Here is a 15272-nt window from a genome sequence, read left to right as displayed (position 1 = left end):
CACGCGGGATGCGATTCTGCGGTTCAGCGCAAGGCCCACATCCAAGGCCACTTCCTATTTTAGTCCGTGCCTTCGCCTCCGGCACTGTCCGTTTGCGGCACACGCCCCGCCCATGGCCGCCGCGGCGTGGCACACTTTTCCCATGCGGAACCTGATCGCGGTGGCCTTCGTGGAACCCGTAGCCGAAGGGCTCGAGTTTCCCCGTGATGACTGGCCGCTGCACCTCACCCTGCTTAAGTTCGACGTGGCTAAGTTCGACGTTGGTAAGTTCGACGTCGTCGAACCGCGCCAGGAATCCGGCGCGGAACCCGAACCGGGCACACCACCGGCACCAGGCGATCCGCTCGCCGAACGGATCGCCACCCTCATGGCGGACACGGTGGCCGCCGCCCTGGGCTGCCGGGTCAGCGTGGACGGCGAAGCCGGGTTCGGGCGCGCAGGGTCAATCCCGGTCAACCTGATTGAACCCAGCGAACAGCTGCAGCTCCTCCACAACGAGCTGGTCCGGATCGTGGAGCAGCTGCCCGGCAGGATCTCCACGCCTACCTACACCCTGGAAGGGTACCGGCCGCACGTCTCGCACCACGGCGCCAAACGGCTCCAACAGGGCGACACTTTCGCGCTTGACCGGATAGCGCTGGTGGATATGGCGCCCGACGGCGGGCACGCCACCCGCCGGATCCTGAAATTGTGGACCGGAGCCCCGGCGTAAGCGCCCGGACGGTCTCAGGGGATGGCGTGCACGTCATATCCGGGACTCCGGCGGTTGATTCCTGCGGTCCGGGTGCCATACTTGGGTCAACTTCGGCGGTTATTCGACGGTTATTCGACTGTTGTTCGACAGTTATTCGACGACGGAGTGACGTATTTCGGGCAAATCACGGCGGACCGGGGGGACCACTAAATGATGCTTGACACCGCGACACTGCGGGTTGCCTTGGCGCTGGTCGACCTCACGCTGCTCATGCTGTTCTACTTCATCACCTTCCGGCGCACCCGGTCGCCCTACAGCGGCTGGTGGTGCATGGCCCTTTTGCTGTTCCTGGTCGGCAACGCCGCGTACCTGCTGGATGGGACGGTGCACCAGGTCTGGGCCAACCCTGCCGGCAGCGTCCTGCTGGTCGCCGGTGCGGCCAGCATCTGGGCTGGCGGACGATCGCTGCGGGCCCCCGCACCCCGGCCCTGGCAACTCGCGGCCGGCCCTGCTGCCACCGCCGCTGCTTCAGTTTTTGACCATCCGGCCACCAACGTCTGGGCGGGCGGCCCGGTGTACCTGGGATTCATGGCCCTGCTGATCGGGCTGGCGTCCAGGGAGCTGTTCCTGCTTGAGCGCGATTACTCGCGCGTGCACCGTCCCCTCGCCGTGGGCGCCGGCATCCTGGCCGTTTTCTACCTGGGCCGTCTCTTCGCCTATCTGACGAAGGGACCGGACGGTGCGGTCTTTACGTCAGTTTTCGGTTCCGTCCCCATGACGGTCTTGTCGATGGTCACGCTCGTGGTCGCGTCCTTCACGATGGCGGAGCTGAGCTACGAACAACAGACCACGGATCTCCGCGCACGCGCCACCGTGGACGGCCTCACCGGCCTGCTCAACCGCTCGGCGTTCCTGGATCTTGCGGAAAACGAACTGCGCCGACTGCGCCGGACTGGAACCACGGCATCGGTCATTCTGGCGGATCTGGACCACTTCAAGGCGATCAACGACCAGTTCGGCCACTCGGCGGGGGACTCCGCCCTGCAGGCTTTTGCCAGGGCCTGCGCCGGTACCGTCCGCTCCACCGACCTCGTGGGCCGCTACGGCGGCGAGGAATTCATCCTCCTGCTGCCCGGGGTCACGCCGGACCGGGCGAGGGAAATCGCGGCCGACATCAGCGTCCGGCTCCATCAAACCGGCTCGCCAATCATTCCCCGACTGCCCACCGTCAGCTACGGCATCGCGGCCACCGGCTCCGGACCGGGCGGCCTCGACGCCGCAGTGGTCTTGGCCGACGCGGCCCTCTACCAGGCAAAGACGCTTGGCAGGGACCGCGCCGAGTTGGCCACCGGCGGCGGTACTACGAAATAACCCCGTCCACCAGCGCTTTCGCCTCGGCCTGGACCTGCTTGAGGTGTTCGGCACCCTTGAAGGACTCGGCGTAGATCTTGTAGACGTCCTCCGTGCCGGAGGGCCGGGCCGCGAACCAGGCGTTTTCGGTGACAACCTTGAGGCCGCCAATCGCGGCGCCGTTGCCCGGTGCCTCAGTCAGCTTGGCCGTGATCGTTTCGCCGGCCAGTTCGGTCGCGGTGACGTCCGAGGGCGAGAGCTTGCCGAGGGCCGCCTTCTGCTCCCTGGTGGCCGCTGCGTCGATACGGGCGTAGACCGGGTCGCCGAACTGGTCGGTGAGGCCCTTGTACAGCTGCGACGGTGACTTGCCCGTTACCGCCGTAATCTCTGAGGCCAGCAGGGCCAGCAGGATGCCGTCCTTGTCCGTGGTCCAGACGCTTCCGTCCATCTTGTTAAAGGAGGCACCGGCGGATTCCTCGCCGCCGAAGGCGCCTTCTCCGGACAGCAGCCCGGGGACGAACCATTTGAAGCCCACGGGAACCTCCACGAGCTTGCGGCCCAGGCTTTCAGCCACGCGGTCGATGATCGAGGAGGAAACCAGGGTTTTGCCGATCACGGACTGCGGGTTCCAGCCGGTCCGGTGCCGGTACAGGTAATCGATGGCGACGGCGAGGTAGTGGTTCGGGTTCATCAGCCCGCCGTCCGGGGTAACGATCCCGTGGCGGTCGGCGTCTGCGTCGTTGCCGGTGGCGACGTCGAACTTGGCGCCGTCGGACATGCGGTTGATCAGGGAGGCCATCGCCGACGGCGAGGAGCAATCCATCCGGATCTTCTCGTCCCAGTCGAGGGTCATGAAGGCCCACTGCGGGTCGACGGTGGGGTTGACCACGGTGAGGTTCAGATGGTGGCGCTCGCCGATCTCGCCCCAGTAATCCACCGACGCGCCGCCCATGGGGTCGGCGCCGATCCGGACGCCTGCCTCACGGATCGCATTCAGGTCCAGTACAGAGGGGAGGTCGTCGACGTAGCTGCTGAGGAAGTCGAACTTGCCGGTGGTCCCGGCGGCGAGGGCGTCGGCGACAGGGATCCGCTTGACGCCGCGCAGGCCGTTTTCGAGGAGCTCGTTGGCGCGGTTGGCGATCCAGCCGGTGGCGTCGGTGTCCGCGGGGCCGCCGTGCGGGGGGTTGTATTTGAATCCGCCGTCGCCCGGAGGGTTGTGGCTCGGGGTCACCACGATGCCGTCGGCCTGCGGCGCGCCCGGAGCGGCGTTCCGGTTGTGCGTAAGGATGGCGTGGCTCAGGGCAGGGGTGGGCGTGTAGCCGTGGCGGGCGTCGATGAGGACGTGCACGCCATTGGCCGCCAGCACCTCGAGGGCGGAGTTTTGTGCGGGCTCGCTCAGGCCATGGGTGTCCTTCGCCATGTACAGGGGGCCGGTGATGCCCTGGCCTGCCCGATATTCCACGATCGCCTGCGTGATGGCGAGGATGTGGGGTTCGTTGAAGGACGCCTTCAGGCTCGATCCCCGGTGCCCGGAGGTTCCGAAGGCCACCCGCTGGCCCGGGTCCGAGAGGTCCGGCGAAACGTCGTAGTACGCGTCCAAAAGCGCAGTGAGGTCAACAAGGTCTTGGGGTTGGGCAACAGTGCCCGCGCGGCTAGCCATGGCACCAGCATGCCAGACCAGGGCGGGGTGCAACACGGTTTGGCGTGAAAGCTGTTTCCTATGACGAAAGAAAACCCGCCCATCGGTCACGTCCCAAGCCAACCCTGCGGCGGTACGCTGGATCCAGAGACTTCTTGAGGGGACATGCCATGACTGAACAGCCAAAACAAGGCAAAGACGAGACCCCGGAGGGTTACCAGCCCACCCTGCGGCTCCCGGACCACGAATCGGACGTTCCGCCAGAGCAGGCACCGCCCGCCGGCCAGGACCAGGGACAGTCGGCCACGCAGCAGTTCGCGCAGCCTGAGCCTCCGCAGCAGCCCTCGGGCCGCCAGCCAGACACGGGCCAGCAGCCCGCCGTCGGCCAGCAGCCCGGCCAGGCTGCACCTGACCACGGCCAGTTCTCAAGCCCGTACCCTCCGATTTACGGCGAGCCCGGCCGGACGCCATATTCGGCGGGCCAGCCGGCCTATGGCCAAGCGGCCTACAGCCAGCAGGCCCCACCGTATGGCCAACCGTCGCCGTACGCCCAGCCGGGCAGCCCCAACGCCTACGGCCAGCCCGCGTACTACGGTGCGCCGCCGGCGCCCAAGAGCCTAAGCATCGCCAGCATGTGCTGCGGCATCGCCGCGCTGGTGGGGTTCGGATTCTTCCTGCTCCCGCAGCTGGCCGCCGTCATCCTGGGACACCTGGCCCTGCGGCGCGAACCGGCCGGCAGGGGCATGGCGATCGCCGGCCTCGTGATGGGATACGTCGGCATCGCCGTCACCATCCTGGTGCTGGTCATTTTCGGACTGGTCATCGGCACCGCGCGCAACAGCGGCTACGGCGTCTAGGCCTGCCCCGCGGCCGGGGGCCTGAGTCGGTTCAGCGTGTCAGCGCCGCAACCAGCGGTTCGGCATTGGCCTCGAGCCAGGCGCGCCGCCGGTTAATCTGGCCGCCCACGCCGTCCTGCCACATCCGCGCCCAGCCGCCGCCGAGGGCCGCGGCGCTGTGCCGCATCCGTTCGTAGCTCAGCGCCGCGGCCTCGATCCCGGCGCCGGGCACCCGGCGTCGTTCATCCTCGGTCCAGCCGTAGGCGTCGGCGAAGATGCGCAGCCGGTGGAACGGGTCCTGGTCCTCCCAGCCCGGCCACGCGTCTGACGGGTCGCGGAGCGGCACCCAGTGCATGGCGGTGTTCAGCGAATCGTGCAGCGCGGTGGAGGGCCCTGCGAGGTCAAAATCCACCAGCCCCGCGGCCAGGCCGTCCCGGACCACCACGTTCTGCGGTGTGATGTCCAGATGGCAAATGAGCCCGGCAGCGTCGGTGGGGTTCGGCCGGACCGGCCGCGGCGGAAACGGGTGGGCCTCCGGCGCGAAGCCTGCCGACGCCGTGTGCAGGCGGCGTACCAGGCGGGCCACGGAGACCAACAGGTCCCCGGATTGCACCCAGGCTTCGGGAATGGCCCCGGCGCACTGTCCTGGTACGAAGGTCAGGACGTCGCGGCCCTGGGTGTCGCGGCCAAGGAACCGCGGGGAGCCCTCAAAGCCGGTGTCATCCAGCCAGTCGAGGTACTCGGCCACGGCGAGGGATTGTGGCTGGTGCGGGCGGCGGATGGTTCCGCCAACCCGCACCACACCGTCAGTGACATCGCCCGCCGGCATATGTTCGACGTCGGACGCCTCGCCGGGGGCGGGGGTGTAGACGCGCGAAGCAACCGGGACGCGATGTGCGGGGTTCATCGGGTCAGCGTACGCCGCCCATGAGCTTCTTGATCGACGGCGAGGCGACCGCCAGGCCCACAGCCAGGAGCATTGCGGTTCCACCGATGCCGATGAAGTAGGGCAGCTCGTCCTGCGGGTTGTACAGACCGGACAGGATGCCGGCCAGGGTAGTGCCCAAGGAGACGGAGAGGAAGAACAGCGCCACCATCTGGGTGTGGAAGGCCTTGGGCGCCAGCTTGGTGGTCACAGACAGGCCGATGGGGGAGAGGAACAGCTCTGCGAGAGTGAACAGAAGTAGGATTCCAACGAGGGCCAGCAGAGGGGTCTTGCCGCCGCCGGCCAGCGGGATGAAGGCCAGGAAGGCGAGGCCCATCACGAAGAGGCCGATCGAGAACTTCAGGGCCGAACCGGGCTGCCTTCGGCCGAGCCGGGTCCACAGGGCGGCCATGATGCCGGCAAAGATGATGATGAACACCGGGTTGATGGACTGGACCCAGGCGGCAGGCATTTCCCAGCCGAAGAGATTCCGGTCCAGTTTCTCCTCCGAGTACACGGCGATGAACGTGAACTGCTGCTGGAACAGCGCCCAGAATGCGGCCGAGGCGATGTACAGCGGGATAAACGCCGCCACCCGTCCGCGCTCGGTGGGAGTGATTTTCTTGCTCTTGAAGATCAGGGCGAAGTAGAGCACAGACGCGCCAATGGCCGCGTAGGCCATGGACATCGCCAGGTTCTCGGCGTTCACGGTGCCGGTCGCGAGCAGCACGGCGATGATCACGGCGATGCCGGCGAAGATCAGGCCGTAGCGGGTGCGCTGGGCGGCGGGGAGGGGGTTCGGTACCCGGTGTGCTTCTTTGGGCAGCTTCTTGCGGCCCAGCGTGTAGATGACCAGGCCTATGGCCATCCCGACGGCGGCGGCGCCGAAGCCCCAGTGGAAGCCCTGGCTTTCCTGCAGCCAGCCGGTGACCAGCGGGCCGATCAGCGCACCGGCGTTGATGCCCATGTAGAAGATGGAGAACCCGGCGTCGCGGCGTTCGTCCTTCTCGCCGTACAGGCTGCCGACGAGGGCGGTGGCGTTGGCCTTCAGGCCGCCGGAACCGACGCCCACCAGCACCAGTCCGGCGATCAGGCCGGGTATGCCGGGCACGAGTGCCAGCCCGATGTGGCCCGCCATGATCAGGACGGCCGCGCCGAACAGCACCCGCTCCGACCCGAAGAGCCGGTCCGCGAGCCAGGCGCCGAGGATGGTGGAGAGGTAGACGCCGCCACCGTAGGCGCCGACGAGGCCGGCCGCCATGGCTTGTGGAATCTCAAGGCCACCCTGGGCGGCCGTGAAGTACATGTAGTAGAGGAGGATCCCCTGCATTCCGTAGAAGGAGAAGCGCTCCCACATCTCTACGGAGAAAAGGCTGGCCAGCATCTTTGGGTGGCCAAAAAACGAGGTGTCGCCCGGCGTTTTAGTGGGGGGACTGAACGAGGGATCGCCCGGCGTTGTAGCGGGGGGATGGGATAAATGAGTTGTGCTCATTTACTTAATGGTGACATTGTGACGCGCGATTGTCACATTCGAGCAGGCCCGAGGCAAGCAACCCGGACCGTGTTTCGCCTCTCTTTCGGCTGATTTTCAGGGGCGCGCAGGGTTGGGCGGCCGTGCCCTAGGCGGGCTCGTCGGCGTCGAACATGATGATCTGCCGGATGGCGTGGCCGTCTGCCAGCTGGTCCATGGCCTGGTTGATGTCGGCCAGGGCGATGCGGTCCGAGATCAGCTCCTCGACGGGCAGTTTCCCGTCCCGCCACAGCTGGGCGTATTTCGGGATGTCCCGCGACGGGACGGCGGAGCCGAGGTAGCTGCCCACGATTGTCCTGGCTTCGGCGGTGACGGTGAGCGGCGCCAGCTGGGCGCGGGCATCGGGGGAGGGCAGCCCGGCCGTCACGGTGGTCCCGCCGGGGGCGGTGGCGGCGAACGAGGTCTCGAACGCGCGCGGATTTCCTGCGCACTCGATCACGAACCTGGCTTTGATCCCGGCGTCGAGGACCTGCTGCGGAGTGTATGTTTCGTGGGCGCCGAGGCGGCGGGCGTGATCGAGTTTCTGCTCCAGTGTGTCCACGGCGATGATCCGCGAGATTCCTTGGGAGATGGCGGTGATGAGCGCCGCCATGCCCACCCCGCCGAGGCCGACGATCATGATGCTGTCCTGCGGGCGGGGCCGGGCCGCGTTGAGCACCGCGCCGCCGCCGGTCAGCACGGCGCAGCCCAGGACCGCCGCAATGTCCGCGGGGATGTCGTCGTCCACCGGCACGGCGGAAGCGCGGTCCACCACGGCGTGGGTGGCGAAGCCTGAGACGCCCAGATGGTGGTGGACGGGCTCGCCGTCGCGGCTCAGGTGCCTGGATCCGTGCAGCAGCGTTCCGTCGTTGTTGCTCTGCGAGCCTGCCGTGCAGGGCAGCCGGCCGTCCTCGGCGCAGTTCGCGCAGTTCTCGCATCGGGGCAGGAAGGACATGACCACGCGCTGGCCGGGCTGCAGGTCCGTGACGCCGGAACCGACTGTCACGACGCGGCCCGCCGCCTCGTGGCCCAGCAGCATGGGTACCGGCCGGACCCGGTTGCCGTCGACAACGCTCAGGTCCGAGTGGCAGATCCCGGCGGCCTCCATCCGGACGAGGATCTCGGTGGGCCCGGGAGCCGCCAGTTCCAGCTCGGAGATGCTGATGGGCCTGGACTCCGCGAAGGGACGCGGGCGGCCGATTTCCTCGAGTACTGCACCGGTGATCTTCATTGGTCCTCTTTCGCGGCCGGGTCGGGTTTGAGTGAACGATAGCCGCCGGCCGCAGCCAGCGTCCATTTTGGGGCCTCCCGACGGCGGCCGCTGGCGTTGGGCGGAGGGCCCGGGCGGTTTGGCGGAGGGGGTGGGGCTGTTGGCTTCCTTGGCCCAGCCGGGGGACATGCTCATTCTTGGCGGCCTCGGGTGGACATGATGGCATTGTGTCCAGCGGCCGCGGCAAGGAATGGGCATGTCCCGGATGAGCGCTGGACATGTCCCAGGGCGGAGTGAGGAATGGGCATGTCCTCCGCGGTGGAGGTTGGGCATGTCCCGTGCTCGACCTGCGTTCCGAACATGTCCCGTACTCGGCATGAGGGGTGGGCACGTCCCACGGTGAGTGGCGGGTCCTTGTCTAGAACCCCAGTTGAGCGGCCACCTGCAGAAGCAGCCTCTCGGAGTCCATTGGCCAGTCCAGAAAATTCAGAGCATCCCGCACGGGGACGTGCCCGTCTGGGTCAAGGACCACCATCCCGTCCTCGGTGAAGGCGGATGTACGCACCTTAAAGCCCAGCCTGTGCGTCTCCCGCGGGTCAAGTGTCATGGGGGCCAAAGCAGTCGCATTTGGTGATTGCTCTTGAGGGAACGACGGAAACGACCGGACAATGCTTGCAGTAAATGCTTCAAGCAACTTGCGCCTCAGCTTCTTGCCGCCCTTCCACTCATCCACGTCGATCTCACCGGTTCTTCCCCTTCGGTCAATGAGAGAAATGCAGCCGCAGCGGCGATCACCGACTACGGCGATATCCTCCAGATGGATGGACATAGTTTTGCCGGTATTCCGCATCATCAAGCGGGTAGGCGTGATCCAGATCGCCGCCTTGGATGACTTGTTCCGCCACATTGGGTATCCGTCGGGGATATCTTCTGAGGAGCGTTGGTCCTTGGTTCCGCTTACTCGCTGCCAAATTTCGAAAGCATCCACACGCATACCGAGGTCTGCAGTGTCGGATTTGCGAAGCCTGGTGTTCCTATTAACAGCAGCAAGGAGGGAATCCAGGCTGTTTTTCAGTGTCGCCGTCAGCTCAGATGAGGACAGCTCCTTAGCCCTTTCCAGCAATTCCTCCCTGCTTGGCGTGGCGCGACCCAGAAGAGTGCCGACGGCCAATTGATCCAAATAATCCAGTGGCACTGACTCATCCCATCCCATGGCAATGAGGCGTTCGTTGTAGGCGGATTGAATTGCCGCATCGCTGAACCCTGTGAGCGCAATGCCGCGGACGGCGTCGAGACTCGCCCTCAAGGTGGGGACGATGTTTCGTTCGACCGGGTCAAGAATTAGGTCCAGCTGGCTTTCATCGGCGTCGATCTCGGTAGTGAAGACGACGACGGAGTAGATGAGGCCGCCGTTGTGGCGAAGCCGTGACAACAGTTCGTGCCTCAGCGCCTCGCCGAGGAAGCCGGCGTTTCTTGAGGGGACGATGAAGGAGAGCGCGACTCCGCTCTTTTGGGATCTGATCAATGTCGGGGTCATGACGATCGGGTGAGACTGCTCCCGGCTTACGGCGCCTCCAGGCGGAAGCCTAATGTTCAGGGCGTCTGGCAAGGGGCCGGTAAACGTCACGGCCGCGTTCTCCGTGGTGAGCCATCGCCCTGCCCATTCGATCGCTTCAGACGTGGTTAGTCCTGTGGTGGCCGGTGCTCCAAAATGTGCAGCGCCCGGCCCGCTCGTTCCGAAACGATAGGTGAGCAGGCCGCTGGATACAGCGCTGAACTTGTCGGGGTCCTCCGCCTCAATAATGGTCTTCTCCAACGCCAGGTCTTCCTCCGTGATGGCCGAGAACGTTGAGATGGCCATTGCAACTGCGTTGAGGAACCCGGCAACAGCTTCTGCGTCTCCGGCGGCATAGAACTCAATCGAGTCCACCTTCACAATCCCGCCATGTGCCATGGTCACAGGCTGCACCATACGGAGGACAGCGTGCTCGACCAGATGCGTGATCCCAGCCAGCGTTGCGGGTTCGTCACGAAGGCCAACCCCGAACACCAGCGTGCCCGTGCAAAGTCCCACGCTGTCCAGCCAGTACGAAGGAACACCATTGTGGACGGTCGTGTTCACCGATTGCATCATGAGCGTTAGTCTCGCAGAAGCCGCCGATCGGCTCGCATCGGCTCGCTCACATACCTGTACGGGCGCCTGACCCGGAGCCGTCCACTCTTGAGTTCTTGTCTATAGGAACATCACCTCCTGCTCCTCCTGCTCCTCCTGCTTCTCCTGCTTCTCCGGTGGTCCCCGGCAGTGGACCCGGCCCGCAGATCCCCGTGGCGGGCCCGGTTCGGGTGGGCTCCCCAGGGGACATGCCCATTCTTGGCGGCCTCGGGTGGACTTGATGGCATTGTGTCCAGCGGCCGCGGCAGGGAATGGGCATGGCCCGGATGAGCGCTGGACATGTCCCTTGGGCGGAGTGAGGAATGGGCATGTCCCTCAGCGGTGGAGGGTGGGCATGTCCCGTGTTCGACCTGTGCCCCGACCATGTGCCGTGCCCGGCATGAGGGGTGGGCATGTCCGCTGGGGAGGGCCGCGTAGAGGCTAAAACCCCAGTTGGGCGGCCACCTGCAGCAGCAGCCCCTCGGAGCCCATCGGCCCGATGAGCTGGATGCCCATCGGCAGGCCGGAACCGGGGACGCCGCCGGTCCAGTGCACCGGGATGCTGATTGCCGGCAGCCCGCAGACGTTCACCATGGACGACCACGGCGCGTATTCGCACTGTTTGCGGTAGTCGTCGTCGGCGTCGCCCGCCCATTCCGCGGCCGGCCAGTAGCCCCCGCCATGGGTCGCGCCCGTGAACCAGCCCACCGGGCGGGGTGTCTGGGCCAGGGCCGGCGTCAGTATGAGGTCCCACTGGGCGTACTGCGTGATCGTGTCCCGCTGGAACTGGCGAAGGAACCCGACGGATTCGTTGACTTTGGCCGCGCTGCGCTGCTGTGCGCGCCGGCGGAACGTCCTGGTAAGCGGGGTCAGGAGCGCCTCGCGCTGGGGTGAGATTCGCGCGCTGCCAATGCCGGCGGTCCAGGCTGTGGTGAAGGCGCCCGGGTAACGGTTGTCATAGCGAATCGCGGCCGCCGAAGTCTCATGGCCCGCAGCCTCCAGCCGTGCGACGCCGTCGGCCAGCGCGTCGAGCGCCTCACGGTCCGGGAGGAAAGGGAAAACCGCCTGCCAGGGGCTGTCGAGGCTTATTCCGATCCGCAGCTGGCGCGGCTCCCTTGCGGTCAGTGCGAGGTAGCCGGCGTCCGCCGGTGCCGGCCTGCCCGCACTTTGTCGGCCCGCACTGTGCGGGGCCGTGCAGGGCACCAGGGCATCGAGCAGGAGGGCGGCATCGGCGGCGGAGCGGGCGAGCGGTCCGGCAACCACGAGCTGAGCCGGATCGCCGGTGCTTTCCCCGGCCGGCACGAGCCCACGTCCGGGCTTCAGCCCGACCAACCCGCAGGCCGCAGCCGGGATACGCACGGAGCCGCCGCCGTCGGACCCGGGGGCGAACGGCACCAGCTCCGCGGCCACGGCGGCAGCGCTGCCGCCCGAGGAGCCGCCCGAACTGCGGCTGAACGCATGCGGATTACGCGACGGCGGAGCGACCCGGTTCTCGCTGTAGGCCGTCAGGCCGAACTCCGGGACCTGCGTCTTGCCCAGCGAGATGACCCCCGCAGCCTTGAGCGCGACGGGAAGCGCGCCGTCGGCCAGCGCCGGTTTGTGCTCCAGGGCGGCGCTTCCATGAGTGGTGACGACCCCTGCGACATCCGTCAGGTCCTTGAACGCCACCGGCATTCCATGCAGCGGGGGCAGAGCGCCACCGTCTCGGCTCCGGAGTGCGTGGAGCTGGTCCGCTGCCGCGGCATCCTTCTGCGCCTGTTCCGCAGTGACGGTGATGAAGGCCCCAAGGTGCGGATTTTCGGCGTCGATGCGGTCCAGGAAGTGATCCGTGGCCTGCCGGGCGGAAAGCTCGCCGGAACGGAGTGCATCGCGGAGTTGGACGGCGGAGAGCTCGTGGATCTCAGCCAAGGAGGCGGGACTCCAGCCGTTCCCTGGGCTGCTCCCTGGGCTGCGCGAGCCGTATCCCCGGGGGACATGCCCATCCTTGGGCACTGCGGAAGGACACAATGGCATCATGCCCAGCGCTCGCCGCCGGGGGAGGGCATGTCCCGTGGCGGGGGCCGCGGACGGACCGTTCGGCGGGGTGTTCGGCAGCCATGAGGTCTCCTTTGGGTCTCCAGAAGCGTAACCTGCCGCCAGCGGGGGCGCGCTGGAAGCGGCGGGCGATACGCTGGGATCGGAGCTTGATTTCTGCGGAAAGGGTGGACATGAGCGACTTCCAGAGCGTAAGCGTGTCTGGCATCCCCGATGGTGCCAAGATCGTGGACGTCCGCGAGGACTATGAATGGGTTGCCGGCCACGCCGAGGGTGCCCTGCACATTCCCATGGATCAGCTGCCGGCCCGGATCGAGGAGCTTGACCCGGACGAGGACGTCTATGTCATATGCCGCACCGGCGGCCGTTCCTTCCGGGCCACACAGTGGCTCGTCGGAATGGGATATTCCGCGGTGAATGTGGCCGGCGGCATGGACCAGTGGGTCGAGACCGGCATGCCGCTGGTGTCCGACAACGGCCTCAAACCGGTCGTCCTGTAACCGAAGAAGGAAGAACTGATGCCCGCACCAACCGTCACCTACACATTCCTCGGCCCCGAGGGCACCTTCACCGAGGCGGCCCTGATGCAGGTCCCGGGCGCGGCGGAGGCCATCCGCATTCCGTCCTCGAATGTGAACACGGCGCTGGACAAGGTGCGGGACGGCTCCGCCGATGCGGCCATGGTGCCGATCGAAAACTCGGTCGAGGGCGGGGTCACGGCTACCCTCGACGCCATCGCCACCGGCCAGGAACTCCGGATCCTCCGGGAGGCCCTGGTGCCTATCAGCTTCGTGCTTGTGGCCAGGCCCGGCGTGGCAATCGGGGACATCCGGCGTGTCTCCACCCACGGTCATGCCTGGGCCCAGTGCAGGCTTTGGGTGGACGCAAATATTCCCAACGCGGAATATATCCCCGGGTCGTCTACTGCCGCTGCCGCCATGGGCCTGCTGGACGGCGACGGCGCACACTACGACGCCGCGATCTGCGCTCCGATAGTCGCCGCCGAGCAGCCCGGACTGAAGGTGCTTGCCGACAACATCGGTGACAACCCCGGCGCGGTCACCCGGTTCGTGCTCGTGGGCCGCCCGGGCGAACTGCCGGCCCCCACCGGCGCGGACAAGACCACCGTGGTGGTGCCGCTGCCCGAAGACCGGCCGGGTGCGCTGATGGAAATCCTGGACCAGTTCGCCACCCGCGGCGTGAACCTGAGCCGGATCGAGTCCCGGCCGACCGGGCAGTACCTGGGCCATTACTTTTTCAGCATTGATGCCGACGGCCACGTGGCCGACGCCCGGGTGGCCGACGCGCTCGCGGGTCTGCACCGGATCAGCCCGGCCACCCGCTTCCTCGGTTCCTACCAGCGGGCCGATGGCCACCGGACCAGCGTTGCCCCGCATACGTCGGATCAGGCATTCCGCTCCGCGCATGCGTGGGTGAAAGACATACTGGGCGGCGCATCTGCTGAGGCGGAATATACCCCGGGGGCTTCGCCCACAGCGTAGGCAAATGCCATATGGCGCACTTCCACCCCCTCCCAACTGTGCGTATGCTTGCCTGATCCATATTGGGGAAGTCCCCTACGGGAGGGAGCGGGTCATGTCAGGCACCAGCACAGAAAATGACGGCCAGGGAATGATTGTCAATCCCAAGCCGACAGCTGAGAACCAGGACTGGGACGGCGACGACGCCGACCGCGCGGACCGCCTGCGCTTCGAAGAGGAGCAGGCAATGATCCGGGAGCAGTCCGAAGCCCGCGCCGCCAAGGCTGCAGCAGAGGCGAAAAAGGCGGCAGAGGCGAAGAAGGCCGCCAGCGCCTAGTCCTCGCTCCCGTCGCCGTCGGCCTAGCCGCCTTCGGTGCCGCCCTTGACCCGGACCAGCAGGGATCCCGGGGCCACCTCAACAATGACCTTCGTGGCCTCGCCGGAAGGATCGCCGTCGACCTGCGTGGGCATAGGTTCAGGGCACCGGATGGTGATCTTGCCGGAGCGGTAATACGTCATGACCGGCAGGTCCTTCTTGTGCTTCAGCACGATCTTTGTGGACATGGCCAGCCAGCCGATAGCACTGCGCGGGCTCATCACCACGATGTCCAGCATCCCGTCATCGATCATGGCCTGCGGGATGAAGTCGATTCCCCCGGGGATCAGGCCGCAATTCGCGAACAAGACGCTGCGGATCTTCCGGGCCTGCTCAGGCTGCTCATCCAGCGCTATCGAGACCTTCTTGCGGCGCCCCGCAAGATGCCGGACCCACGCTTCCGTATACGCCAGCCAGCCCACGGCCTTCTTCAGGCCGGCAAGGGTGTCAGTGACCACTTCGGCGTCCATGCCCATGCCGGCGATCACCGTGAACGTGTGCTGCGCGGATTCCCCGGTGCGTGAATTCTCCAGGGTGAGCCGCGCCGTATCGATGAACCGCTGGTGCCCGAACAAGGCAGCCTGCACGTTGCCGGAGAGGTCATTCACCTCCAGATGTACATTGCGGGCCAGAAGGTTCCCGGTGCCCAGCGGGATCAGGCCCATTGCGGTGTCCGTCCCGGCGAGGACCTCGGCCACCACACGCACCGTACCGTCGCCGCCGCCGGTCAGGACGACGTCGGCCCCGTAGGCCACCGCCGCCCGCGCCTGCGAGTAGCCGGGGTCCTCCGCGGTGGTTTCAAAGACGCGCGGCGCCGGCCAGCCCGCCTCAGCGCACGCGGCTTCAATCAGGCCCCGGGCCTCGGCCGATTTCGCCTTGATCGGGTTCAGGACCACGGCAACCTTCTGGCGGCCCGCCACAGGGCTGTGGGTTTCCTCCCACACGGCAGGGCGGGTGTGCTTGGCCTTCAGCCGGCGCACCCCCCACCAACTGGAGGCGGCAAAGACCAGGACCCCAGCGATGACGAGGTAGAGCAGCCAGTCGCGCATTGTGATCCAACAGTAT

13 protein-coding genes are annotated in these 15272 nt (G+C 66.6%); 6 read left to right on the top strand and 7 right to left on the bottom strand.

The window, feature by feature from the left end; all coding sequences use genetic code 11:
* The first annotated feature begins 142 nt into the window (after window positions 1-142).
* Together BLS42_RS16080 and BLS42_RS16075 are read left to right on the top strand one after the other, a co-directional pair.
* Entirely contained in the window at window positions 143-712 is a 570-nt protein-coding gene (locus BLS42_RS16080) for a 2'-5' RNA ligase family protein (protein WP_090583116.1), read from the top strand.
* A 192-nt stretch (window positions 713-904) separates the two neighbouring features.
* The gene (locus BLS42_RS16075) at window positions 905-2065 is read left to right on the top strand and encodes a GGDEF domain-containing protein (protein ID WP_090582934.1); all 1161 of its coding nucleotides are present in this window, start codon (window positions 905-907) and stop codon (window positions 2063-2065) included.
* Here BLS42_RS16075 and pgm read toward each other — a convergent pair.
* Window positions 2055-3704, bottom strand: coding sequence for a phosphoglucomutase (alpha-D-glucose-1,6-bisphosphate-dependent) (gene pgm / locus BLS42_RS16070; protein ID WP_090583114.1), 1650 nt, complete (start codon window positions 3702-3704; stop codon window positions 2055-2057). The genes BLS42_RS16075 and pgm overlap by 11 nt on opposite strands.
* 149 nt (window positions 3705-3853) lie before the next feature.
* Between pgm and BLS42_RS16065 the strand changes: the two genes are divergently transcribed.
* Window positions 3854-4540: a DUF4190 domain-containing protein gene (locus BLS42_RS16065; RefSeq protein WP_090582932.1), complete on the top strand. Its 687-nt coding sequence runs from the start codon at window positions 3854-3856 to the stop codon at window positions 4538-4540.
* Window positions 4541-4571: 31 nt separating this feature from the next.
* On the opposite strand, the gene BLS42_RS16060 is transcribed toward BLS42_RS16065, so the two are convergent.
* From BLS42_RS16060 to BLS42_RS16040, 5 genes are all read right to left on the bottom strand, one after another.
* The gene (locus BLS42_RS16060; protein ID WP_176803477.1) at window positions 4572-5426 is read right to left on the bottom strand and encodes a phosphotransferase; all 855 of its coding nucleotides are present in this window, start codon (window positions 5424-5426) and stop codon (window positions 4572-4574) included.
* A 4-nt stretch (window positions 5427-5430) separates the two neighbouring features.
* A complete protein-coding gene (locus BLS42_RS16055; RefSeq protein ID WP_371129594.1) occupies window positions 5431-6828 on the bottom strand; it encodes a peptide MFS transporter in 1398 nt (465 codons plus the stop codon).
* A gap of 235 nt (window positions 6829-7063) precedes the next feature.
* Window positions 7064-8185, bottom strand: coding sequence for an alcohol dehydrogenase catalytic domain-containing protein (locus BLS42_RS16050; RefSeq protein WP_090582928.1), 1122 nt, complete (start codon window positions 8183-8185; stop codon window positions 7064-7066).
* Between the two features lie 397 nt (window positions 8186-8582).
* Window positions 8583-10298 (bottom strand): peptidase M16 family protein, encoded by a 1716-nt coding sequence (locus BLS42_RS16045; RefSeq protein ID WP_090582927.1) that lies wholly within the window; start codon window positions 10296-10298, stop codon window positions 8583-8585.
* Between the two features lie 459 nt (window positions 10299-10757).
* On the bottom strand, window positions 10758-12224 hold the full coding sequence (locus tag BLS42_RS16040) for an amidase (protein ID WP_090582925.1): 1467 nt from the start codon (window positions 12222-12224) through the stop codon (window positions 10758-10760).
* A gap of 299 nt (window positions 12225-12523) precedes the next feature.
* Between BLS42_RS16040 and BLS42_RS16035 the strand changes: the two genes are divergently transcribed.
* The 3 genes from BLS42_RS16035 to BLS42_RS16025 all read left to right on the top strand — a co-directional run bounded on the left by BLS42_RS16035 (window position 12524) and on the right by BLS42_RS16025 (window position 14168).
* Window positions 12524-12850, top strand: coding sequence for a rhodanese-like domain-containing protein (locus BLS42_RS16035; RefSeq protein WP_090582923.1), 327 nt, complete (start codon window positions 12524-12526; stop codon window positions 12848-12850).
* Between the two features lie 18 nt (window positions 12851-12868).
* Entirely contained in the window at window positions 12869-13852 is a 984-nt protein-coding gene (pheA, locus tag BLS42_RS16030) for a prephenate dehydratase (protein ID WP_090582921.1), read from the top strand.
* A gap of 94 nt (window positions 13853-13946) precedes the next feature.
* Window positions 13947-14168 carry a hypothetical protein gene (locus BLS42_RS16025; RefSeq protein ID WP_018774949.1) on the top strand — a complete coding sequence of 74 codons (222 nt, stop codon included), beginning with the start codon at window positions 13947-13949 and terminating at the stop codon, window positions 14166-14168.
* A gap of 23 nt (window positions 14169-14191) precedes the next feature.
* On the opposite strand, the gene BLS42_RS16020 is transcribed toward BLS42_RS16025, so the two are convergent.
* On the bottom strand, window positions 14192-15256 hold the full coding sequence (locus BLS42_RS16020) for a diacylglycerol/lipid kinase family protein (protein WP_090582919.1): 1065 nt from the start codon (window positions 15254-15256) through the stop codon (window positions 14192-14194).
* Window positions 15257-15272: the final 16 nt, after the last annotated feature.

The organism is Arthrobacter sp. ov407 (genome assembly GCF_900102895.1).
Lineage (GTDB): Bacteria > Actinomycetota > Actinomycetes > Actinomycetales > Micrococcaceae > Arthrobacter.
Note: the sequence above shows the minus strand (reverse complement) of the source record. Positions and strands in the feature narration are given on the sequence as shown.